At 51.2% G+C, this 24,137-nt stretch carries 19 protein-coding genes; 6 read left to right on the top strand and 13 right to left on the bottom strand.

Translation table 11 applies throughout. From position 1 onward, the window contains the following. Positions 1 to 119 precede the first annotated feature (119 nt). From H6F67_RS04410 to H6F67_RS04390, 5 genes are all read right to left on the bottom strand, one after another. The gene (locus H6F67_RS04410; protein ID WP_190763726.1) at positions 120 to 1,592 is read right to left on the bottom strand and encodes an O-antigen ligase; all 1,473 of its coding nucleotides are present in this window, start codon (positions 1,590 to 1,592) and stop codon (positions 120 to 122) included. Positions 1,593 to 1,605: 13 nt separating this feature from the next. Then, positions 1,606 to 2,646: a polysaccharide biosynthesis/export family protein gene (locus H6F67_RS04405; RefSeq protein ID WP_190763724.1), complete on the bottom strand. Its 1,041-nt coding sequence runs from the start codon at positions 2,644 to 2,646 to the stop codon at positions 1,606 to 1,608. Positions 2,647 to 2,721: 75 nt separating this feature from the next. After that, positions 2,722 to 4,914, bottom strand: coding sequence for a polysaccharide biosynthesis tyrosine autokinase (locus H6F67_RS04400; protein WP_190763722.1), 2,193 nt, complete (start codon positions 4,912 to 4,914; stop codon positions 2,722 to 2,724). 382 nt (positions 4,915 to 5,296) lie between these two features. Then, a complete protein-coding gene (locus tag H6F67_RS04395; protein WP_190763720.1) occupies positions 5,297 to 6,544 on the bottom strand; it encodes a glycosyltransferase family 4 protein in 1,248 nt (415 codons plus the stop codon). 74 nt (positions 6,545 to 6,618) lie between these two features. Then, positions 6,619 to 7,596, bottom strand: a complete 978-nt coding sequence (locus H6F67_RS04390; protein ID WP_313926758.1) for a glycosyltransferase family 4 protein — start codon at positions 7,594 to 7,596, stop codon at positions 6,619 to 6,621. A 1,845-nt stretch (positions 7,597 to 9,441) separates the two neighbouring features. Between H6F67_RS04390 and trmD the strand changes: the two genes are divergently transcribed. Next, complete coding sequence (trmD, locus tag H6F67_RS04385; protein ID WP_190763716.1) at positions 9,442 to 10,146, top strand: tRNA (guanosine(37)-N1)-methyltransferase TrmD; 705 nt, start codon at positions 9,442 to 9,444, stop codon at positions 10,144 to 10,146. A 54-nt stretch (positions 10,147 to 10,200) separates the two neighbouring features. Here trmD and H6F67_RS04380 read toward each other — a convergent pair whose 3' ends face one another. From H6F67_RS04380 to H6F67_RS04350, 7 genes are all read right to left on the bottom strand, one after another. Beyond that, on the bottom strand, positions 10,201 to 11,376 hold the full coding sequence (locus H6F67_RS04380; protein ID WP_190763714.1) for a sugar phosphate nucleotidyltransferase: 1,176 nt from the start codon (positions 11,374 to 11,376) through the stop codon (positions 10,201 to 10,203). A gap of 193 nt (positions 11,377 to 11,569) precedes the next feature. Next, positions 11,570 to 12,418 carry a segregation/condensation protein A gene (locus H6F67_RS04375; protein ID WP_190763712.1) on the bottom strand — a complete coding sequence of 283 codons (849 nt, stop codon included), beginning with the start codon at positions 12,416 to 12,418 and terminating at the stop codon, positions 11,570 to 11,572. A 115-nt stretch (positions 12,419 to 12,533) separates the two neighbouring features. Next, a complete protein-coding gene (locus H6F67_RS04370; RefSeq protein WP_190763710.1) occupies positions 12,534 to 12,884 on the bottom strand; it encodes a lipopolysaccharide assembly protein LapA domain-containing protein in 351 nt (116 codons plus the stop codon). Positions 12,885 to 13,077: 193 nt separating this feature from the next. Next, a complete protein-coding gene (locus tag H6F67_RS04365) occupies positions 13,078 to 14,235 on the bottom strand; it encodes a hypothetical protein (protein ID WP_190763708.1) in 1,158 nt (385 codons plus the stop codon). Further along, entirely contained in the window at positions 14,232 to 14,702 is a 471-nt protein-coding gene (locus H6F67_RS04360; protein WP_190763706.1) for a hypothetical protein, read from the bottom strand. The genes H6F67_RS04365 and H6F67_RS04360 overlap by 4 nt, the downstream gene beginning before the upstream one ends. Continuing rightward, positions 14,680 to 15,105 carry a hypothetical protein gene (locus tag H6F67_RS04355; RefSeq protein WP_190763703.1) on the bottom strand — a complete coding sequence of 142 codons (426 nt, stop codon included), beginning with the start codon at positions 15,103 to 15,105 and terminating at the stop codon, positions 14,680 to 14,682. Before H6F67_RS04355 ends, H6F67_RS04360 begins: the two co-directional genes overlap by 23 nt. Then, the gene (locus H6F67_RS04350) at positions 15,102 to 15,431 is read right to left on the bottom strand and encodes a hypothetical protein (RefSeq protein WP_190763701.1); all 330 of its coding nucleotides are present in this window, start codon (positions 15,429 to 15,431) and stop codon (positions 15,102 to 15,104) included. The genes H6F67_RS04355 and H6F67_RS04350 overlap by 4 nt, the downstream gene beginning before the upstream one ends. 190 nt (positions 15,432 to 15,621) lie before the next feature. On the opposite strand from H6F67_RS04350, the gene H6F67_RS28045 reads away from it, so the two are divergent. From H6F67_RS28045 to H6F67_RS04340, 3 genes are all read left to right on the top strand, one after another. After that, the gene (locus H6F67_RS28045) at positions 15,622 to 15,747 is read left to right on the top strand and encodes a hypothetical protein (RefSeq protein WP_277874554.1); all 126 of its coding nucleotides are present in this window, start codon (positions 15,622 to 15,624) and stop codon (positions 15,745 to 15,747) included. Between the two features lie 109 nt (positions 15,748 to 15,856). Beyond that, positions 15,857 to 16,759 carry a carbohydrate ABC transporter permease gene (locus H6F67_RS04345; RefSeq protein WP_242020493.1) on the top strand — a complete coding sequence of 301 codons (903 nt, stop codon included), beginning with the start codon at positions 15,857 to 15,859 and terminating at the stop codon, positions 16,757 to 16,759. Between the two features lie 89 nt (positions 16,760 to 16,848). Beyond that, complete coding sequence (locus tag H6F67_RS04340) at positions 16,849 to 19,734, top strand: hypothetical protein (protein ID WP_190763699.1); 2,886 nt, start codon at positions 16,849 to 16,851, stop codon at positions 19,732 to 19,734. A gap of 64 nt (positions 19,735 to 19,798) precedes the next feature. On the opposite strand, the gene H6F67_RS04335 is transcribed toward H6F67_RS04340, so the two are convergent. Further along, on the bottom strand, positions 19,799 to 21,460 hold the full coding sequence (locus tag H6F67_RS04335) for a caspase family protein (RefSeq protein WP_190763697.1): 1,662 nt from the start codon (positions 21,458 to 21,460) through the stop codon (positions 19,799 to 19,801). A 118-nt stretch (positions 21,461 to 21,578) separates the two neighbouring features. Here H6F67_RS04335 and H6F67_RS04330 point away from each other — a divergent pair, with 118 nt between their 5' ends. Next, positions 21,579 to 22,076, top strand: coding sequence for a hypothetical protein (locus H6F67_RS04330; protein WP_190763695.1), 498 nt, complete (start codon positions 21,579 to 21,581; stop codon positions 22,074 to 22,076). Between the two features lie 588 nt (positions 22,077 to 22,664). Further along, on the top strand, positions 22,665 to 24,023 hold the full coding sequence (locus H6F67_RS04325) for an FAD-binding oxidoreductase (RefSeq protein ID WP_190763694.1): 1,359 nt from the start codon (positions 22,665 to 22,667) through the stop codon (positions 24,021 to 24,023). Positions 24,024 to 24,137 lie beyond the last annotated feature (114 nt).

The raw sequence follows: 24,137 nt of genomic DNA, 5'->3' as shown, positions 1-24,137 counted from the left end.
GTGAGGCATTCTTTAAGTAGATTCAGAACTTTACTAGTTCAATCTAAATGCTGCCCACCGATGATTTGTTAACTCCTACTTAGAGAGTTTCAGCTATTAGTTGAAAAAGCTAGATCTGCTCAGTTTTCAGGTTGAAGCGATTTGTGACTGATTCGATCGGAATGATTTGAAGGTTGTGTCCAATTCCAACCAACAATTGATAGCAAAGTACACCAGTAGAACCACAAAGGAGTTTGTCCTACAACGTTTCCTGCTAGCATTCCAACACACATTGACGCCAGAAATGCCAGCATCATTGAACAAAGATCTCGTCGAGCAGCGCTCTGCGGTATGGCATATCGCAGTTGCAGAAGACGAATCGCTTGAGCCAGCAGAAAAACTAGGAAACAAGATAGTCCAACGATTCCGCCCTCAACCAAAGCGCGGATGTAGTCATTGTGAGCAGCGTTATGAAAAATACTGACCGCTTTAGTTGTGCCTAGGCCATAACCTAGGATGGGAAAATCTTCCCAGGATTGTAGTAGAAATGTCCATTGAGTGACGCGCCAGTTGAAGCTGTTGGCTTGAGAGCTAGAAGATGAAAGCTGCATGGCAACTGAACGAGACCAGTCAATATCTGGATTCAATAGCGGGGTTGAGTAAAGTTCATTCAAACGCACCTGTCCGGCTTCTGAACTGAGAAATAGACCACCAACAATTAAAATCAGAAGCGTCCCAGCAACCAAATTCACCAAACTCATTCTGGGTAAGAAGAACGCGATCGCAAAAGCCAGCAACATCACTAATCCAGTCAAAGATTGCGTTGCAACTAAGAAGAATGCAACGGCAGCCAGCAGCAATGCCCAGGGTAGTCGCTGACGGCAATAGCTAAATTTCCAAAGCGTTAAGCCGAGAAACAACAGCGCAAAAGTCGCAAAGCTATTGGGATGTCCAAGTGTACCATTGATGCGTGAGGCTGTACCGATCTCGCCAGTACTTGCTGAAGCTAACAAGATCTTTGGAACCAATGAAGCAGGTAGAAACGTCTGCATGCAGGCCGCTGTGAGTGGCGCAATCAAACTAAGAAACAAAGCATTGATTGCTTTCTCTGGCGAGATCTTTTCCTTAAGCTGCAAAACTAATAGGTAGATCATTAAAAATGAAAATAGCCGAATCCATTCTCGAATCGCATCATCTAGAGCTGATGCCCCTAATCCTAATCCGCCCAAAGGCAATAGAATAACCCATAATCCTTGAATGGCAACCCATCCAGCGAAAAAGTAAAAGAATCCGTCTGTTTGTACTTTTTGACGCGAAATTAGTTTAAATGCAACGTAAAGCAGCGCGAGAATGTCAATTCCAATTGCGAATGCAGCAGGCAATTGCTGCGCCGAAAAGATATCTAGAGAACTGCGTAGAATCAGCAGTCCTAATACGGTTTTTTCAAAATCTTTGAAAAAGAAGAAGAGCGTGGTAAATGCAACAAAAAACACTACAAGAAGTATCGGTTGAACTCCTACTATGAATCCAGCAGCCAGGCCGATCGAAACTCCTGCTGCTGTGATCAGCAAGGCCAAATAAGGAGCCAAGTTAAATCGCGGATAGAGTGACATGACTGCTTCCTGCTTAGAAGAGATCAAAAAGAAACCCAAGCGGATTCAAGAGGAGGTTAAGAACATTAAGCGCTTCCCTTTCCGACCGCTTGTCAACGACGATCACATCGCCATCCCTCAGGGGCAACGAGTTTTCGCCGAACTCATAGATTTGCTGTTGCAAACGACCATCAGGAGCAACTCGAAGCAAAGCGATTCTATTCGCATCTGCATCATCGGTGGGGCCACCAGCCGCAGCAACTGCTGCACTCAAATCAGCGCTCGGAGCTAACTCAATCGAGCCAGGACTAACGACTTCTCCAGCAACTTGTACCGTAATTTGAGTAGGAGCGACCGTTGAACTTAACAAGGCACGCTGGTCAATTCCATTAGAACCAGCAGTGGGAATGATAATTTCATCACCGTCTTGAATTCGCGGATCTGCTGCTAGATCGCCGCCTCGGATCGACTGCCAAAGATCAACACGGATTTCAGTTTTTGCTGGTTCCTCCGAAGTCCCCACGCCTGAACGGGTCGAATCAATGCGGCGAATAATCACATTTTGAATGTCTGCATTGGGTGTAATTCCTCCTGCCTGAAGCAAAGCACTACTGAGCGTCACAGGTCTGATCGGAGCCGTCTCCTCAACCGAGTCTGAGGCATACGGACTCAGTAAGCGAGGACCTGGCTGGACAACTTCACCTGTCACCGTCACTCGCAGAGAACTGAGGCTGAGAACCACCAAACTCACTTGTGGACGCCGAACATATGGGAGCAGTGCTTCACTGATGCGAGCTACCGCTTGGGTGGGAATTAATCTGCCGACATCGATCGCGCCAGCAAGGGGAAGCTGAATCGTGCCGTCGGCTGCCACCAGTTGCTCACCGGAAAGTTCTGGAAAGCCAATAACCGTAATGCGGATGCGATCGCCAGGTTTTAGCAGCGTAGCAGATTGAGCGGCTGTCGGCTCAGCGAGTGTCGGCTCAGCAATTTGAGCCTGAGCGGGACTGGAGTAACTTACGATGTGCATCGAAACGCCCAAGCTCAAAGCACAAGCTACCGCAATGAATCTCATGAATGATTGTCCTTGAAGTACAGGGGGATGCATGAATCTGTGCTAGCAGCACCAGATCGCAATCTTGCGATTGGCTCAACGCAGGGCAGCAGATCGCAGCCTTGGCGTGGAAGCTTTTTCTGTAGCGCTAATCGTGCTGTTCAGTACTGTTCCTAGAACTGGCGCATTCCGCTTTTGAAGATCGGAGATAGCTTGCTCAGCAACCTGTCTAGGGGTAAAGTTTGGCCGCACAACTAAGACTAAACCATCGGCAAGCTGACTTAGTGTGGCGGCATCAGCGCAAGTGCTAACAGGAGGAGCATCCAAGATGATCAAATCGTAGTCAGCACGAGCATCATTTAAGAGCTTCTTCATCAGTTTTGATTCGGTCAAGGTTGAAGGGCGATCGATCGTGTGTCCATACGCGAGCAACGACAGCCCTTCCACTTCTGTGCTTTGAACAGCCTGTGCAAGCGGCGTGTGCTCGCCAATCACTTCGGTCAATCCAGGATATTTCGGTAGATCGAGGAGATGATGCTGCACCGGAGAACGAGAGTCTACGTCAATCAGCAGGGTTCGTCGAGATAGCATTGCGCCGACAGCAGCGAGAAACAAACCGACCTGAGATTTTCCTTCCTCATCGATCGTGCTGCTGATCACAATGACTCGCGCTTGCTTGCTCAATTGACCTGAAGCTTTTCCTTGCGCCGAAAAATGATTGTTTGTATTGACTGTTGCTGTGCTGTATTCTGGCTCCAAAACTGAAAGTTGAGGAGCAGATTGAGACTCTAGGTTTTTTAGCAACGCTCTGTAGGGTTCAACGAAATCAGGATTGTCTAAAAACTGCTTGACTTCAAGCTTGGCTGGCATTTTTGGTAAAACGCCAAGAACTGGAAGCTTCAATCGCTCTTCGACTTCTTCTGAAGTTTGTAATGCCACATTCGCAACTTCCAAAAGCAGAACCACACCGATGCCAAGAACTGTTCCAACCGCGATCGCCATCACTAAAATAACAGGCGCTTTTGGCGAAACAGGCGATGTTGGCACTTCGGCGGCTCCCACAATTTGAATGCTGCCAGTGAGCTGTGCTTCCGCAATTTGTGCCTCTTGAAATTTGGCTTGGGCTTGTGCGAGTGTGCTTGCTGCTTCTTCTCGCGAACGAACCAGGGCTGTCAAGGGCTGCTGTAAAACCGGAACTTGAGCAACTCGACTTTGCAGCCTAGCAACTTCCGCCTGTACGACCCGCAATCGATCGACTAAAGCTCTACGGTTAATGTCACTCTCGATATAGTCAGACAGCAACTTTTGACTCAGCTCATTAGAAGCTGAATTCCCAGAGGCAGCAGAATTGCCTTGCGAAGACAAGCTTGCCAGCCGCTGATCGTAAAGCGCTTGAAGTTCCTCACGTTTGTCTAAAGCTGCGAGCAAATCGGGATGTTGGTCGCCCAAACGCGATCGTCGATCGGCAATTTCAGCGTCTAATGCTGTTAGCTGGCCTTGCAAATTCTGTAACTGCTCATCTTGCCCCACTCGAACGGCTGAGTAGGCAGTTTCAGGAGCATTGACCGATGTAACTTGCTGCAACAAGCTATTACGAGTGCCAAGTTCCTGAAGCTGCGCGACTAGCTTGCCTTTTTCCTGCTCTAGCGCAGTCAAGCTGGTCACCAAGCTTTCAACTTGAACATCCGGCAAAACCAGAGAATTGTCGCGTCTGTAGTTTCTTTCGTTAATTTCAGCCTGTCTCAAGTTTGCTTGAAGCACGGGAATTTGCTTTTCTAAAAACTCCCGTACTGAAGATGCTTCTGAGCGAATTGCTTGCGTATTCTCGATGACCATTGACTCTGCAATCGCATTCAAAACGCTTGCAGCAATTTCTGGATCTGAATGCTGATAAGTTAAGTCTAAAATGCTCGTAGCGGGAACAATCTTGACACTGACATCTCCACGAATTTCAGATGCACTGGGAAGTGCTTCGCTGCTGATTTCGCCTTTTTGCTGCAAAGATTCGATCGCTCGCTGAATGACTCGCTGGGAGGTAACAAGTTCTGCTTGGGTTGCGATCGGATTAACATCGCGCGGAGGCTCAGCAGTCGTCAAGCGCTGCCCCAAATCTGAAATGCTTGCTCTATTATCTTGTACGATGAGTCGAGCCGAGGTTTCATAGCGAGAAGAAGCAGTAGAGAGAATGGCTGTAGCTGTTCCTAGAACAGCCGCAAAAACTGCTAGTCCAGCCCAATAATGCCGTCTTGAAGCTGAAAGGGTCGCCAAGGCAGGATGAACTTTACCCATACAAAACTTCGCTGAAAGAACTTTGGTGCGGCACTCTAAAGCAACTCGGAGAGCTAGCCATTAGAAGACAAAAAAGAGGCAGAGAGTTAGGAGCGCTCATCATTGCGGCACGCATCTAGACTAACGCAGGGATCTGATTAAGCCTACCCGCTAATTGACTCCTTAATAAAAAAATATATTCAACGACGTTGTCTTAATCTTGTCTTCTTCTATTGCTTTTTTCGGAACAGTGAAATATCAGTGAAATATCAATGCAGCGCTTCTCAAACCCTTTGTAAAGACAAAAAGTTTGAGAAGCGTTCTTTGCTCAACAATGCGTTTAGCGCTCTAGCCTACTGTCGTCAATTCAGCAATTGAACACAAGCTCTGCGTTTCAAAAAACCTAAGCTTTTTCAAGCAGCTTGATTTTCTCCTTTTCTTGAACAGATTTTGCCAGGCGAATTGCAGGTTGATTTTGCGGGTTGCGAAAAACCCATGAGCGTTTTGTGGTCGGCGATGAAGTTCTGCCAAATCGAACTTCATCATATACATACAGGCATTCCTCAGTAATCTTGTCCCAGTTGTGGTGCTTTTGCACATAGGTTTTTGCACGCTGAGCGATCGCTTTGAGTTCTTGAGGATTCGTCATAGCTCGATTCAAACCTGCAATACAAGAGTCAAGGTTGCCAGCTTGGAAAAGAATGCCTCGATCCTTACCAAGTAGCCGCTGATTCACAGGAATGTCGCTGGCAAGCACGGGAATGCCTTCTTGCATTGCCTCCAACATTGCTAGCGGCAGTCCTTCCACATCTGAAGGCAGAACAAACAAGCCTGCTCCTCTCACCATTTCCGCCAATTCTTTGCCTCGCAATTCTCCCGCAAAAAGAATGTTTGGATCTTCGCCTGCCAGCCCAAATAGCTCCGAGGTGTAGCTGGGTGTGTTGCTATTGTTCCCCACCAAAACAAGCTTCCACCCCGGTGGCTGAAGTGCTTGAAACGCTTTGATCAGCAGTTCAGGGCGCTTTTCAGGAACAAGTCGCCCCAGGAAAAGAATGTATTGATCTTGCTGTAAGCCCAAAGACTGAACGTAGGAAAAGTCAGAATCGGTCTCCACATAGCTAGCAGGAGCGTTTGTGATGTAAGTCGTTTCTTTGTCGTAGCTTTCCATGAAGTAAGTTTGAAGATCTTCAGACACGGTGACGATCGCATCTGCAAAACGAACCGCGCTTTGTTCTCCCATGCGAATCAAACGGCTGGAAATATTGCCCCATTTTGCGCGTTGCCAATCTAAACCGTGACAGGTAACGACGACTTTGGCAGGAGAAGCAATTTTGGGTAGCGCACTAAACAGAGCCGGGCCGAGTGCATGAAAGTGGATGATGTCGTATTGCTCTTTGCTGGCAGCGATCGCGGCGATCGCAGAGCTAACAAAAGCATCAATTCCCCTCACGCTGATCGATGGCAGGCTGATCACGTTGATCCCCTTGTAGTTTTGTCGCTGACCCCAAGCTTGATCGGTGTAGGAAGGTCGAGCGTACAAATCAACAGAATGACCTTGTGCAACCATGCGAGTGTAAATTTCTGCACAGTGATGTTCAATTCCACCCTGCTTAGGAGGCAAACCTTTCGATCCGATGACTGCAATTTTCATGGAGAAGTTTTGGGAATGAAAGTAGAAGTTATCTTGTTGAAAGCTTGGAAGAGAAAGCAAAGTATCGATCGCTTTTACGCCGATACTTCAATTTTCAAGGTTTCATGAGTTTCATGCTTCCAGCGTTCAAGCAGTTCAGAGTAGATACCGCTAACAACGCTTTGAGCGTCAAAGGGTTGAGCAATATGCACACAAGCTTCAGAAGGATAGTTTTCCGGATGAACCAATACTTCCTTCAAAGCATTCGCAATCACAGTTGAGGTTCGTTCTTCGCAGACAATTCCACCCTGAGTATGGCTGAGAAACTTAGGCGTTTCACCAGCGCGGGTCGTAACAACAGGAGTTCCACAAGCGAGTGCTTCAATACTGCCTCTTGCTAAACCTTCATAGACGCTGGTTAACACGAAAATGCTGCAAATTCGGTACAGATCAGCTAGCTCAGCTTGCTTGAGTGGACCAAGCAGCGTCACTTGATTTGTCAGATTCAATCGATCGATTTCAGCGCGAATATCATTTTCCAATTCTCCTTCACCCACAATGAGAAGATGAACATTTGGCTCTTGCACAGCAGCAAAGGACTGTAGCAACAGAAGCGGGTCTTTCTGGGGGTGGAGACGACCTGCAAACAAAATAAAGCGAGTTGCTTCGGGCAGATTCAGCTTTTGAGCGAAGCGCTTTCTGCCTGCTTCACGCTCTTGGGGACTTAAGGCGTAGAACAAGTCTCCATCGACTGTATTAGACAGGTAAGAAACGCGATCGGCAACTTCAGGATAGCGTTCTCGGTAGAGTTGAGCAGAGTCAGAATTGCAAGAAAAAATTTGGTAGAACTGGGGCACAAGAAAGCGCTCGATCGCAAAGTAAGCCCAGGGAAAACGCCGCCACAAAATGCCGCCCTGTCTCTTCTCTCCCTTGACTTCCTGGTAGATATCATTGTGAATATAGAGAATTTTTCGACCCTGCCACCGAGAAGTAACCAGGGTCGGCTCAATCCGATGAAATTGTAGAAAATCTGAATCGATCTTTTGCTTGAGAAGTGCTAATGTGTACCGCACTGTTGTCGGTATGAATCGTCGAACATTGTCGTTCTTCAAGTGAAACAGAGGCATGAACAAAAACTCTCTGCCAAACAGTTCCACTGTGTGCCATTCGCCAGTAGAAACTGTAGAATCACGTGCAATTCCGACAAGACGAAGCTGAAATTCTCGTGGTGCAAATTTGATGATGTACCTGATGCAAGTTTGGATTCCTCCGATCGAAGGATTGAGCGGATCAAACTGAAAGAAGATGGTTAGAACAGGTCGAAGCATACAATAAGCCTACGAAGATACAATTGATGAATACTTCAAAGAGAAGATCTTCTTCTCAAAACTGCTGTCGTCGCTGCAACCCAGCTCCGTCAAATCGATCGAACAAGTAGATGCTATGTAGATGCCAGTGCGAAAATTCATCTTCTGAGCTTGCTCCAATTCTTTGCATATCTGCAAACAAGCTATTGGGGTTTAGCAAGCCTAGGTGTAATCACTTGTAGTGTAATTACTGAACTGCTCAGTATTGTAGTCCATCGTGAAATCGCAGTCTATTGAAGAGGCAGTGAAATTCCGGAAAAAAACATAATCTTCATGTGTGTTAATCTCTTCTTTATCGTTACTCATTGAGTGATTTATCCAGTCAAAAAACAGATTTAGAACCCAGTAACACTTGCGTGGATGATGCTGGGTTTCATTGTTTTATAGTGATTTCGGCTAGCCGCTGAACTGCCAGGTGAGTGAGCAGCAATCAGCATAGAAGTCAACTAATTTGGCACTGTTTGAATTGATGTTGAAATTGCGATGAAAAACTAGGCATTCGTCAAGTTATCCAAAATTTGTGCAAAGCCAGCTTTAAGTTTAAGCAGTAAACTTCATCGACGCTGATGTCAACAGGAGCATCAATCAGGTGTGAGAAGCGGACTGTGAAGCTTGCAAATTTGGTAGACTCTTACATCTATTTCGCATGAACTCCGTTTGAGCTTCGATTGTTCAGCAACTAAGGTAGGTGCGGTGTGCGATCGATAGTGTTCGGCCTAATCAATGAGAACTTGGAGCTTTTGCTCAGTAATGGGGATGTAGATCGCCTAAAATCAACGGAACCTGGTGACTGCAATAACTAATACGCTTTGATGCGCTGCGCTCCGGTTAAAAGCAACTTGCATTGAGCAAAAAATAACGCTCATCTAAGTAACTCATCGCTGTAGTGCACCATGAAGCGAGATTTGAGTTTGCGCTTATACGCTATGCGCGTTGCTGGGAAGATATCACAAGCGATTCCAAAAGTCTTAATCAAACGTCGGCTCTGGAAGATGTGAGATGGAAAATCCAAGCACCTTGAAATTTACCGTAATTTCACAGAGGTGAAGTTTAAGAACGATACTGTAATTCCACTGGTGCGATTCCTCCCATTCAAGCTTTTGGAAGCTTAGCAATTCCGGTAGGTTTGCGGAAGCCTTTACTTTTGGGCTTCACAATTTAAAGTTGAAAGTTTGATTTTTTATAAAGAAATTCAAATCAGGCGGGCGGAGCAGCGCAATACGGCGCTTGACTACAGCTTGATAAGCAGTTCACCCCAATTAAACCCAGCGAAGCCCAGAACTGCCTGCTAAGCCTGCGGTTGTGGTATCCCTTTTCTGTCACTACCCACGCTCAGAGGTAAACTAGGCTGAAGGAGTTGAATGCAGACTCAGAGCATGATCTCGTCTTAACGGTCAGCCGATCGAAAGTCGCCGCTTGATCGATCGCCGCTTCAATCCAGAAAACGACAACCCAAGCTAATTGAGCGAGATGCGAAGCTTGTTTTTGCGATCGTCTAAGCACAGAGAGAACTATAGTGAAGTCTGACAACGGCTTTTCTTTTTGAATCTTGTGCGAATTGACATTGTGACGCTGTTTCCAGATTTTTTTGCGTCTCCCTTGAGTTCTGGCTTGTTGGGGAAAGCGATCGCCAACCAAATCGCCAGTGTCGTCCTCACGAATCCGCGTGATTTCACGCTTGATAAGCATCGCCGCGTTGATGACGAACCGTATGGCGGCGGTGTAGGAATGCTGATCAAGCCGGAGCCGATTTTTGCGGCTGTTGAATCGCTTCCGGTTTTGCCGCGTCGTGAAGTGATTTTGCTGACGCCGCAGGGTGAAACAATGCGACAGTCGATGTTTCAAGAACTCGCAAGTTTCGATCAGCTTGTGCTAATTTGCGGTCACTATGAAGGCGTCGATGAGCGCGTAACGAACTTGGTGACGCGAGAAGTGTCGCTGGGTGATTTTGTGTTGACCTGTGGCGAAATTCCGGCTTTGACCTTGGTGAACGGCGTCATTCGTCTGCTGCCGGGGACGGTAGGAAAGGCGGATTCGCTCAAGTTTGAAAGCTTTGAGGCGGGACTGTTGGACTATCCGCAGTACACTCGACCTCCGGTGTTTCGCGGTTGGAGTGTGCCGGATGTGCTGCGATCGGGCAATCATGAAGCGATCGCCCGCTGGCGTAAACAGCAGCAGATTCAACGGACGCGCGATCGCCGCCCGGATCTCTATGAGATTTGGCGGCAGGAGCATCCTGAGGACAAGGAAAGATAAAGAGGGACACACAAGCTTGTGTGTCCCTCCCGTAAAACTATTCAGATTGTGAAGCTATCCAGAGCGACCTTCGCTGCCTAGCAGTTCAACGATCGCTTGGTGTTCCGCAGGCGGTTGATTGGGCAGCACTTGACGAGCATCGGTGATCAGCCAGTCGAGGGCGGCAGCTTGAACATCGATCGCATCTCCATCCTTGTTGACGCAGTAGCGACCAAAGACCAGCTTATCGACCAGTCGCACACCGGGACCGAGCCGCGAGTATTCAAAAATCACGCTGTTATCGACGGTTGCGCCGCTACAGATCCAGCAGTTGGGGCCAATCATCGTCGGGCCGATGATCGTCGCGCCGTCCTCAATGCGGGTCATGCCGCCGATGTAGACCGGGCCTTTGATGTTCACTTTGTCCCAGTTGACGGCAACGTTTAAACCCGTGTAGATGCCCGGAGCAACTTCATGACCGGGAATATCGACGTTTTTAACATCGCCATTTAGGACGCTGCGAATGGCCTGCCAGTAGTCGGGCACTTTGCCAATATCAACCCACTCGAAATCCATCGGAATGCCGTAGAAGGGTGCGCCCATTTCGACAAGCTTGGGAAAAAGCTGACCGCCAATATCAAACTCGACGCCAGAGGGAATGTAGTCTAGCACTTCTGGCTCAAAAATATAGATGCCAGTGTTGATGCAGTTGCTTAAGGCTTCTTCGACTTTTGGCTTTTCCTGAAACGCTTTGATCCGCCCTTCTTCGTCGGTGACGACAACGCCATAGCTGGAGACTTCTTCTTTAGGTACAGTCTTCATCACAACGGTGGCGATCGACCCCTTCTCCCGATGCCACTGCACTGCTTTGGTCAGGTCAAGATCAATGAGCGCATCGCCGCAAAGCACGACAAACGTATCGTCAAAGAACGGCGAAAAATCTTGAATGCGGCGCATTCCTCCCGCCGAGCCGATCGCTTCTCCAACCAGTTGACCATCTGGCTCAATGCGGCCTTCAAATGAATAGGCAATCTGTACGCCAAACCGCTGACCGTCGCGAAAATAGCTTTCGATTTCGTTCGCAAGGTGACTCACGTTCACCATAATTTCGGTAAAACCGTGCTGCCGCAGGAGTTCTAGCAAGAATTCCATGACGGGCTTTTGCAGAATCGGGATCATCGGTTTGGGAATGGTGTACGTGATGGGACGCACACGGGTTCCTTTACCGGCTGCCAGAATCATGGCTTTCATAAATGTCTTCTGTGTCCTGCGTGATTCAGCTTCGATCGACTTGACGGAACGCGCTCAACGATGAGCTTGTTCCAGTCTTTCACACTCTTCTAGTCTCTGGGAGGAGTAGCCGTAAAATTTTTGTCGAATTTTTACCGTTAGAACAAGTTAAACCGATTTATGCAGAATTTGCATCTGATTTGGTGGAAGCAGGTTAATCGAGCAGAGCCAGTGAAAGATCGGCCAGATCAGCAGATGCAACCGTTCCCTCTGCGCTGCACGATACCGTTCCGGGAGCGCAGAGCGATCGCACCTGCAAATCTTGATAAAACTCAGTTTGCGCCAGTTCCACTTTCGACTGAGCCGAGAGAAACAACAGTCCCCAAAAGACAGCGACGCGATCGCCCTGCGGCGAATGACTGGGAATCGGATTCACTCCTGGCTGTGCCCAAGCTGCGAGCAACGCTTCAAAATCCATCCAGTCTTGTCCTTGATTAATTTCGCTCCAGTGGTCGCGCAAAAATCGTTCGATCGCAGCGGCAACTTCTGATAAATTTTCCGCGTGGGCAAGATCGGCGATCGAAGCAACGGCTTCAGCACGAGAATGTGGCTTGGGACGGCGGGCACGAACGCGGGGCGTTTGTTCGGCCAGCGTGGTTGCCATCACTTCAAGCTGAGCGATCAGTTCGGCCAAGGTGACGCGCCGACTTTGAGGCGGACGAGCAACAGCACGGCGACGCAGCGATCGCTCCAGTCGCAAAGGTAGCGGGCTATCGTTCGTCAGCTCCAAGAATTCCTCTTCTTCTGGCGGAGCTTCAGCAGCTTCGGCAGCGCGAGCCAAACTGTCAGCCTTGAGCAAAACCAGCATGGAGGCGTAGAGAAACGCTTGACCCGACTGCGACAGATCGGCTTCGTAAGCAGCGCGTCCACCCGTTGCAGAAGGTTGAAGCTGGCTCAAGAAGCGATCGATCACTTCGATCACCTGCACATTCCAGGGATCAAGTTCACCCCGTTCGGCCATGTCGAGCAGCAGTGCGATCGCGTTGTCGGCCAGCGAAGTCATAAAGTCACCGAATGCTGAGGCGAACAAAGTAAACGGCTGCTAGAACAATCAGCCCTAGCAGCCCCAAGGGAATCAACAAACTCCAAGCATTGAGCGGATCAAGAATCGGCATGAGCTACTGGGCATACGCTTCGGCTGGCGAATTCGACTGGGAAGCAGGCAGCAAGCGCTGTTCTTCCAGTTCGACCTTGTAGCGCTGCACGGTTTGCTCAAGCTCTTGAATGCGAACTTCGCGCTGCCGCAAATCTGTTCGCGACTCGATCGATCGCTGAATCTGCGTCCAAACGCTGAACACCCAAGCCAGCACTGCACCAATTCCGCTTGCCAGCAAAAGCTCGATCGACAAGGGCGCTTGCACATCCACACCTTGAACAACGTGAATGACCGCAGGTTCAGTGTTTTCAATGCCAAACAGCACGAGCGCTAGGCAAACCACAAAGATGACGAGAAAGTTGATCTGACGCATGGGCAACTCCCCAAGATGCGATTGACCCATCCAAGCTAGCAGAGGATTTCGATCTAAGCAGCATCGAAATCTGCATAAAAGTTTAACAGTTTATTGCAGAAAATAATACGTTTGATCTAGCAAATCAGGACGATCGCGAATGTCCTTCCAATTTCAGCCCATCAACCACTGCAAAGTATTAAAGCTCATTTGCTTAACTGGGCGGCAGATCGAGCGAGATGATCAAGTTGGCGATCGCTTCTTGCGGCGCTTCTTGCGGTTGCGCTCCAGCATCTTCGCGGCGAGCCGCTGGCGAATTGGCGATTTGTGGTTCAGCAGGAGCCGTTGCGGGAACGGCGGCAATCTGCGGCTGGACTTCGATCGCTCGTGCAATCGCACGGCGGCGGCGGTCTTGGTCGGCAGTGATGCTGTGGACGTTGTTGCCCAATCCAGGAGCATTCCAGCGATCGGTTCTGGGATCAAGAAAAGCGCGAGTGCGTGCCCACAAAACCGCATCCGAGCCTTGCAACCCCATGTCGCGAGCTTGACGGAGGCGATCGATGTAGCCGCCGGAACTCAAAGCAGCACGAGGCGATTGATTGGCAAGATCGATGCCGTTGAGTTCTTCTTCAAGCGTCAGGGTAATGCCTTGATTGGCAGCATGTTGGCGCAGCGTTTGGGCTTGGCGGTTGAGGCGTTCAAGCTGCTTGCGATCGGCTTCTTCCGGTGAATCTGCACCGTGCTGATAGGAAAACGTGCCCAGGTTCCACGCGCTATTTCCCGGATCGGTGTGGCCGCGATAAGCCCAGGTACGTCCGCCATCCGGAGTGCGTGTGCCTTCTGCACTGCCGACCGATCGCGCCACCAGTGAATTTTCATCTCCTGCAAACAGCGCGTCGAGGTTGGCCTGAGTCGAGGCGGACGGGGCGGGTGTGGCGATCGGAGTGGGTGCAGCAGATTGAGTGTCGGGTGGCGAAGATTGAGCGTCGGGTGGTGCGATCGCGGTTTGTTCGATCGCAACTGGCGCGATCGCTTCGGTTTGAGCAGGTTCAGGCTCAGGAGCGATCGAAGCAGTCACCGTTGGTCGTGGCGGAGCGGGCGGTGGCGGTGGCAGTTCGGCTAGAGTGTTTGGCTTGCGGGGACGGGCGTTGCCTTGAGGAATTTGGGCAGCGCGATCGGGCAGATCGAGCGGCTTGACTTCGGGCGCGGCAGCCGTTGCGACGGATTCTTGCACCTCGGAGACGACGGGCTTTGGCTCAGCACTGGGAGCAAGGTCAAAATTTAAGCCGATGTCGGCAGGTTTTGCCGCTGCGGGCGTGATTCCCAACGCGACAGCGACAAAGCTCAATAGCAGCACGAACGAATTCTTCACGGCTTCCTCAGCGTTTGCTCAATCAGTTGGTTAGACGGTTCGACCATTGCCCACTTGCCATCGGGGAGGCGGCGCAGCGTCGCGAATCCCAAATTTTGGGCAGAACCGATCGCCTCTCCTTGCCGCACTTCGCCAAGTTGTGGACGCGACAGGCCACACAGTCGCACCAGGTAAGCGGGAATTTGCGGACTGGAGAACATAACGCACTCGTCTTCAGCTTGAGCAGGCTGCACTCGTCCATCAAATGGGGCATACACCCAGTCGCCGTTCAGTTCGATCGATACATCTCCCAGTCCGGCAATGACGCGGTGTCCGCCGATGGTGTCTCCGGGCTGTAGCTGCCACGCCTGCTGAATTTGAATAGCGCGTGGTTCCACTTTGGCGGTTGCGGTGCAGCTTGCCAGCAGCAAGCCGATACCGTACCGGGAGCACTTCGTGATCGCGCTAGCGACGAATCGCAAAGTCATACCCTGCATATTCATCTCCTTCATACAGCACAACCAGCCAGGTATTCGGGTCAAAGGCCAGCGGGTAAGCTTCGCGATCGGCTCTGACTCCAGCCCGAATTTCGATCGGCGCAAGCTTGCAATAAGGTTCGCTCACGATCGCTTGAACTGCGCTTTTGCTGCTGCGTTCGCGCACGTTGAGCAGCTTTGCTAATTCATCTCGCGACAACACCGATCGCGCCTGAATTACTTGCTGACACACGCTTTTCGGTGCATTCGGCTTGACGCCATGCAGATCGACAAACAGCAAGCCTGCGGCCAACATCGAACTGCCCGCCAGGAAAATTGCGCCTTTGCGTCGCGGCTTGCGTCGCTTGCGAATCGGACGCTGGAGCGACTGCGGCGGTGGATAAATTGGGTTCATAGCTTGCCTCCCAACATCAAACCCAGAAGAATCAACAGCGATCGATAGCCCAGCACCAAGCTCAAGCGGGGAAATCGACTTGCCAAATACGCTGCACTCAACGCTGGAGCCATCACAATCAGCGCGGCGATCGGCCACAAAGCAGGCAGCGCAACGATCAGCCAGCGAACGCCCAGGCGCAAAACAACCGCAGCGGCAATCCAAACGATCGCATCTTTGAGCGCATTGGAAAAGCGGGCAGGTGGCACAATCCACTGCTGCCATTTCGATCGACGGGGGCGCAGTGTGAGAGACTGAGGATGAGCGGACACAGGTTGAGTTTGCACAGGCGGATTCCTCCGAATGGGGCGATGAGGAAAAACAAAATCGCAATTTGTCGTAACAGCAATAAAAAATTATGGGTTGGTACAAGTGTACTATATTAAACCTGCTTGCGCCAAACAATTTCTGAAATTTTTGGAAATTAGTTCCAGAAGTTAGTTGCGAGATTTCGCGGTTCGATCGATTGTTTGCCTCATGTCCCCACCGTTCCTCATTCGCACCGCAACGCCAGCCGACGATCGCCTGATCGCCCAGCACTTTGTTCAGTGGCGCGATAACCGCAATAACAATGTTTCTGAAGCGAATATCGCGTCGAACTGAGCAGAGTACGATCGCTTGAGCTTCGTCGCCTCGAATGAAATGCGGCTGGATTTACAATAAGGGCAACAATCAAAGCCGAGCAATCAGGGCGATCGACAGGAGCGAAGCAATGCAGCTTTTGGACATGAAGAAAGAGCAGCGATCGGCAATTCTGCGGAAAGCAACGCCCTATTTGTTTTTGCTGCCCGCTTTGCTGATGCTGAGCTTGACCGTGTTTTATCCTGCCGTTCAAGCATTTTTCCTCAGCTTCACGCAGTACGAGTACGACATTACGCAGCCGCCCGTGTGGATTGGGCTAGACAACTTTCAGCGACTTCTCAAAGATCCGGTCTTTCGCAAAACCCTGTGGAACACCGTTTTGTACTTGATTTGCGTCGTGCCAATTTTGGCGATCGCCCCGCTGGGTCTAGCGATCCTCGTCAATCAAGCGCTTGCAGGCATCCGCTGGTTTCGCGCTGCCTACTACACGCCCGTTGTCATTTCGATGGTGGTGGCGGGAATTGCGTGGCGCTGGCTGCTCGATGAAACCGGACTGATCAATCAACTGCTTCAAGGCTTTGGTCTGTCAAGAATCGGCTGGCTGACCAGTCCACGTCTTGCTCTGTTTAGCGTCATGGCCGTGACAATTTGGAAAGGCTTGGGCTACTACATGGTGATTTATCTAGCCGGACTTCAGGCCATTCCTGCCGAGCTGTACGAAGCAGGGGCGATCGACGGCTCAGACGGCTGGCAAAAACACTGGGACATCACGATTCCGCTGATGAAGCCGTACATCTTTCTAGTTGCTGTAATTTCTGCGATCTCAGCGACCAAGGTGTTTGAAGAAGTTTATGTGATGACGCAGGGTGGCCCACGCAACAGTTCCAAAACGATCGTCTACTACGTCTACGAAAATTTCACAAAGCTGGAAATTAGCTATGCCTGCACGATCGGGCTGGCTTTGTTTCTGCTAATTTTGACTTTCTCGATTTTGCGGCTCAGTTTCGATCGCCAATCGGCTCCGCTGAGCTAAAGCCAAGCTCCAAAAATTTTGTAACAGTGATTGCTTTTGAGCAGCAAGCGGGAATGCTATCTGCTGTTGCAATAGCGCGGAGAGGATTCATGGTCGCAGACGAAAGGCTAAGACAAGCAAGAAATATCCTAGTCACACCGTCTTTTCGGAGAAATGATTCTGTCCAGACAAACGATCGCGTTGACCTGCGGAGCTTTCGCCTGACAAGCCGCAGCAGCGTGCAGATTAATCTCTCCCGCATCAAGCGCGGTGCCAACGTTGATGTTCAACTGTTTTCGCTCAAAAATCCCAATCGTGCCCTGCGGCGCATCGGCAACACCAACTTTGCCAGCCTCACCCGGCAGCAGCGCAATCAATTTATTACAAATCTGGGAACGGCCAGACGCCCTGGCAATGCCGCCGAATCGCTGACGAGAACGCTCGATTCCGGTCAGTATTACCTCAGCGTGCAATATCGCAGCGGTCGCGGTCGCGTCAACTACAGACTAGCGGCTGCGGCTTCCCCCATTACAGACAATGGAGGTGAGGACGGCGGCGAGAACGGCGGCAGCACTGATCGCGGCGGCAATTCGCCCGGTTCAGCAACACCGATCGAAATTGATTTTACCGATCGCGTCATTCTCGACACGGTGGGCGGCAGCGACCCCAATGACTACTACCGATTCACCATTTCTCCGGAGAACGCAGTCTTCAGCAGAGGCGCAATCTTCAATCTCAGCCTGACCGACTTGACTGCCGATCTAAATGTGGAAGTTCGAGATGTGGAAGTTCGAGATGCCAGCAACGCGCTGGTCGGATCTTCGACAAACTCTGGCAATGCCAATGAAGCAATTGCGATCGGCACGCCAGCCGAACCGCTTGCAGCAGGCGACTATCTGATCCGCGTTTTTCCCGCAGCCAGTGGGCAAAGTGGCAGCTATCGGCTAACCTATTCTGCCAGCCCGGTCGATCGCGCCCTCAATACGCCAGAAGAGGCGCTAGACATTACGGGCGATCTGGTAGCCACCTCGATCGATGCTCCCTTCAATTTCAGTCAAGAATTCGTCGGAGGCGTTGACAACTTCGACTACTACAAGTTCACCGTACCCGAAGGCGGCAACTTCACCAGCGTCACGGTTGAACCGAGTCAGGGTCGGGTCAATGTTGCGCTATTCCGTTCAGCCACCGACCCGAACGACCCAAATCGGCTGATTCTGGGCGAGCAGGTTGCTCAAGAAATTGCCCAGCCGCCCAGAATTGAAGGTGAGGGCGAGAGCGCAAACCGAATTAGCGACGGCTTTGGCGGCACCCTTGATGACCTGCCACCGGGTACTTATTTTCTGCGGATTGATTCTAACCCTGCGAGCCAAGGTGTGCTGTATGACCTGATCATGTACACGCAGCCTCGCAACGACAATCCGACGATCGCCCGCGACATTAATCCAGGTCGCCGCCCGTCCAGTCCCGCGCAATTTACGGTTGTGGGCAACAGCTTGTTCTTTGTCGCAAGCGATCCAACTGGGCGATCGCTTTGGCGAGCAGATGGCCGCAACGCAGCACAACTCGGCACACTGGGCAGCGTCAAGAAAGTTGATCTCGGCAGAAACTTGGTATTCGATACGAATGCAAACTTGGTGGCAGGCCGATTTAACAACGAAGATGTCCTCTACTTCATTGCCAGCACAGGTAATGGTCAGACGGCACTTTGGCGCACGAATGGTCTAGGCGCAACCGAGCAAATCTTCACGCTCGCCAGCACTGAAGGCCAGCTAGGGCTTTCCATCTCCGGCCAGCCTGTCAACGTCAACGATACGCTGTATTTTGTTGCAACAGGTCGAGAACTGGTTCTCGATCAAAACGGCAACCCAGTCCTCGACGAAAACGGCAACCCAACCTCTCGATCGCGCACGGTGCTGTATCAATCGAACGGTACGGCTAGCGGCACAATACCCGTTTCCGGGCTGAGCAACCTTGACCGGATTGGCGAGCTGACGGCGATTGGCAACACGCTTTATTTTGCGGGTGCAGATGGTTTGCTGGAGGTCGGCGCGATTGGCGAAGAAGTGTGGCGCATCACCAGCCCCGGAGCAGCTCCTGAATCGATCGATGTGGTTCAAGGTGGCGGCAGTTCCACGCCGACGAACTTCTTTGGTGTCACCAATCCATCCGGGCAAACGGATATCTACTTTGTGGCACAGGGAAGCGATGGAGTCGATCGACTTTGGAGCCTTGCGGCAGGTGCTTCGCAAGCTGTTCAAGTAAATAATGCACCAGCGAACACGGCTCGCATCAGCGAAGATCCGACCGCCAATATCTTTGGTGGGTCGCCAAACTTCACGGTTTTCAATGGTCAGCTTTACTTTACGGCGATTGGCACTTCGCCCACCAGCACGCAAGCAGGCAACTCGATCGGACGAGAACTCTGGCGGGTGAACAACGGCGCGATCGAGCTAGTTGCCGATCTCAAGCCCAATGACACCAGCGATGCGAGTTCTGATCCAAGGCAACTCACGGTGGTGAACAGTACAAACGGTGCAACGCTATACTTCACGGCTGACAATGGAACCAGCGGTGTAGAACTGTGGAGCTACAGCGGCTCAGGAGAGCCAACCTTAGTTGACCTGAACGCGACGCCGATTCTAGACAACGACGTTCCAACAGGGCGCACGGCTAGCTCTAATCCGCAAAATCTCACAGCAGATGACACCGGAAACTTGTACTTCACGGCAACGGCACCGAGCTTGGGCGGCATCGAGATCCCATCTGGCACACCAATTCCAGACGGTACGCAGATTGGCACTGAACTTTGGCGCATTAGTGCAGATGGAACACGCACCGCGTTCGACATTCTGCCAGGAGCGCAAAGCTCTTTGTCCACCACGCAGTTGACCAGTCTGCTCGGTCGGCTGTTCTTCTCAGCCAACAATGGCGCTGCTGCTCCTGGCTCAGCAACCGGAGCGGCAGGCAACGGTGAAGAACTGTGGGTGATCGGCTAAGCCTTGACGGATGAAGTAGAAACGAGAGAGGAACCTGTGTCTTCTCTCGTTTCTTAGTTTGCTCTTACTGAATGCGACGATTCCAAGCAGCGATCAATTGCTGAGCACGAGCATACAGCGTAGGGCGATCGCGCGGAACAAGTTTGGCTGCATCGATTGCCGATCGATAATTTTGCACAGCTCGCTGTCTTGAGCCGCCGTTACTCTGATTGGCTCGCTGTTCTGCCACGCGCAAGATCAAAGCGCTCCAGCGATCGATATCCTGCTGGGCTTGGGCATAGGCCGGATCGGTGTTAGGAATGCGGCGAGCCTGCTGAATCGCTTGATTGAACGCAGAAATTTGGGTGGTGGGTGAGGCCGCAAGCGATCGATCGAGCGCCGCCCGGATCGCATTCAGGTCAGAAGAGGACGTAGCAGCAGGCGCAACGGTAACAGCAGGTGTGGTGACAGTTGGGGTAGGCGATGCAACAGGTCGGGTCGGCTGTGGCTGCGGCGTAGCGGCTCTGGTCGGAGCAGGTGGCGACGTGGACGTGGGTGATGTGGGCGTGTCAGTGGGAGAAACTGCCGTTGTGGTGGGCGCAGCGGTTGGATTGACGTTGGTGGTCGGAGTGGGCGCTTCCGTAAATTCGGTGCGATTTTGAAACAGCACGCCCAAGCAGAGCAGCGCAAACAGCAAGCCACCCAGCATCAGCAGCGATCGCTGAAAGTGCGAATCATCTTGATTGGCTCCATTAGTTGCAGCAGGCGGCAACACTGGCACAACTGCCGTTGACACAATACCGGGTGGTAAGGTGCTGGTCGGCACGGTGGGGCGATCGGGTAAACCTGTGGCGATCGCAATGGGTACAGTCGGCTCCGGAGTTCCGGCTGAATCAGCATGGCCGTTTTCGAGCGTGGCAGAAAGGGGAACGGACTGCTTGCCGTTGGTGGATGTGGCATCGAGCATAGGCTGCGATCGCGGCCACAAAAGCTGATAGCGCTGCGGGGCAGGCACGATCGCCATAGCGTCTTGGCGGGGTCGCCAGTGGTGTTCGCTCAGTTCCACCAGACGAGAATCAAGAAACTGCACGAGATGATCGATCGTGGTGCAGTTGCCGTAGCGCAATCCTTCAAGCACTGCTGACGTAAACAGGCCGTGTCGGAGCGCTAGGGTTTCGTGCGAAAACTGGTCAGGCTGACAGGACAAAATTGTGGCAATTCCGGTTTGAGCCGCGATCGCTGCCGTCTGTTCGCCGATTCTGGCGTTGGTGGTTGCGCTTTGACTGCGGTTGATGTCCAGCAGCACCAATATATTGCGAGTGGCGGCAGCTTGCAGCTTGAAGAAAAGTTGCGCGATCGCAATGCCCGTTTCCTCGACGCGAACCGAATCACCTTCGATCGGCATCAGATAATCTTGCCCATTGACTTCGACACCATAGCCACTAAAGAAAATCCACAGATAATCAGAGGCTTGGGCTTGACGGATAATGTAGTCGATCGCAGCTTCAACATTGGCACGATTTGGATAGGTGTTGCCCTGCTGCACCATTGGCGAACTGTCAGCCAGCAGCACAACGCGAGTTCGTTCAGACTGTCCAGCGCGATCGATCGGCAACTGCGACTCTTTCAAGAAAGTCTGCACGGCCTGTGCATCTCGCACCGCATAGTGAAGCGGCTGAAAATGCTCGTACTGATTAATTCCGATCGCAACAGCATACCCGGATGCCGCCTGAATGCCGCCTGTCATGGTTGTGCTACCTCGTCCGTCTGCCTAAGAAACCAAACGGTAGAATTCCCAATTTGTTGACAACAATAGCGCAACTTGGCAGCATGAAAACGACATTAAGCCAGTTAGGTCGATCGCAATGGAAGCGAAACAGAGGTGCGGATTTACCGTTTGGGGTGCAGTCGTGGCGATCGCGTTTACCAGCGTACTCAGCGTGGCTGTTGCACCAGGATCTGCACAAGGAATCGCGGCAGCAAGCGCCAATCGATTGACCCTAACGCTAGAGCGCGAAGCCGAAGAAAGCTATGCCGTCTTGGAGCGTCGCGCTGAAGCCGCCGCACGAGCCGCTACACAGCGCTTGTTTGACAGCGATCTGCTGGTGCGATCGGTCGTCGTAACGATCGTAGCGGAGAATCGCGGCTTGGCAGCTCCAGTTTTGACGCTGCAAGTGACGCGAGAACAGTGGCGACAACTGCCCGACCCGCAGCGCTGGTCTACCTACTACCCTTCGGCTTCTGCCCTGCTGCAACTGAGTCCAACTGCTCCGGCAACCTCTGCCCCTGATGCCGCCTCTGTCCAAAACGACTCGCTGCCAACGGTTCAAGTTGAACAGGCTCCAGCAATCACTGGGTTTTAGTGGCATTGTGCTGAAAAGCGATCTGTTATGTCAGTAAAAATTTGATTGTGCGTCACAGGAGTATAGGGTTGATAGAGTAGAAGCAGTCTCTATCTCCTTCACCCTCCGCTGGAATGTCGGCTTTAGCAAGTTCGACAGGTGCATTCCCTCGCCTTTTCTTATTGAGAACTCACATTAAGTATCGATCGGTTCATCGAGAAGCAAAAGAAAATAGACTGGCATAGCTTTCATTGAAAAGGTCTTTTGCAAACTTGCGAATGCTTATCGATCGCTACTCCTTCAAGCAATAACCCCTCATCAGATATTAATGACGCTCACCTCGATCAACAACCCAGTCTGACGCTTTGAGAAAGCGCTGTTCAAGAAAATCTAACGCTGGTTTTTGCTCATGAATACTGCCCAGCTAAAAATCCGTTTGTTGAGATTCTAAAGCTTGTTTCTTACCCGTTCATCTCAGTGCTTGCGATCAGCCACTCTTGAGGCGCTTACGAAGCAGAACAAGCGCGTAAAAGTAATATCGACACCAGAATACGCAATCAAAAGATGGTTACATTAGACAACAGCACCATCAATAAAAGGTAGGTTTTAATGGCTGTATCAACCGCAAAGCCAATTAATTGGGATGCATTCGCAGGAGCGATCGAAGGCATCGAGATTATTCGCGATCCGGCGCAGGTAGCAAAGCTATCGAAAGACTACTACTCCTACAGTCCCGTCTTACAAGCTCAACTCAGCGATAAAGTTGGCGATCTGGTTGTGCGTCCAGCAAGTGAAGCCGAGGTTCTTACAGTTGCAAAAGCCTGTGTCCAGCAGCGCATTCCCCTTACGGTGCGCGGCGCAGGAACCGGAAACTATGGGCAGTGCATTCCACTTGAGGGCGGCGTTATCCTTGATCTAACCAAAATGCAGGACATCAAGTGGATCAAACCAGGCTTAGCTTGTGTTGAACCAGGCGCAAAACTTAGTCAGATTGACAAGCAAACCCGCGAATCCGGTTGGGAAATTCGGATGGCTCCCTCAACCTATCGAACCGCTACCATCGGCGGCTTCATTGGCGGTGGATCAGGCGGCATCGGCTCAATCAATTTCGGGCAATTACGCGATCGCGGCAATCTTCATGCGGTTCGTGTCGTAACGATGGAAGACGAACCTCGCGTCATTGAGCTACGCGGCGACGAAGTACAAAAGGTTAACCATGCCTACGGCACCAACGGCATCATCACCGAACTGGAAATTCCGCTCAGCGCTGCCTACCCCTGGATGGAAGCGATCGTCGCCTTTCCTGACTTCATGACTGCTGCTCGCTTTGGTCAGGCATTGGGCAACTCAGACGGCATTATCAAGAAACTCATTACGATTTGTGCCGACCCAATCCCTCAATATTTTGCAGCACTACGCGACTCGATTCGTGGGGGTAAAGCGATCGCGATGCTGATGGTAGCCGAAGCTTGCCGCGAACCATTGAGTGAACTAGCACGCAAATTCGGCGGCGAGATCTGCTATCAAAAAGCCGCCAAAGAAGTTGGAAAAGGCACAATGTTGCTGGAGTACACTTGGAACCATACAACACTACACGCTCGCAGCGTTGACCCCAGCCTTACCTACTTACAAACCCTATTTCCGTATGACCCAGAACTAAAGCTCGTACAACATATGTATGAATGCTTTGGTGACGAGGTCATGATGCATCTAGAATTTATTCGCTTCGACGGTGTAGTTGTACCTGCCGCTTTACAGATTGTACGGTTTAGCACGGTCGATCGTCTCAACGAAATTATTCACTATCATGAAGCTCAAGGCGCGTTCATTGCCAATCCTCACACATACATTCTTGAAGATGGCGGGCGTAAGGAGATCGATCCCGTTCAGCTAACCTTCAAAAAAATGGTTGATCCCTACGGCTTACTAAACCCTGGCAAAATGCGGGCTTGGCAACAGCGAAAATAGGCACAGGGGGGAAGATTGGTTGAGCAATCTTCCCCCCTGTATGCAGCTAATAACATCCTGGCACTGAGCTATCTTCACAGGCAGTCACCTACCCACTATTTTCGCCGCAGCAGC

The sequence above is a fragment of the Microcoleus sp. FACHB-1515 genome (assembly GCF_014696105.1).
Classification (GTDB): domain Bacteria; phylum Cyanobacteriota; class Cyanobacteriia; order Elainellales; family Elainellaceae; genus JAAUTJ01.
The sequence above is the reverse complement of the archived record's forward strand: the minus strand, read 5'-3'. Positions and strand labels throughout refer to the sequence as shown.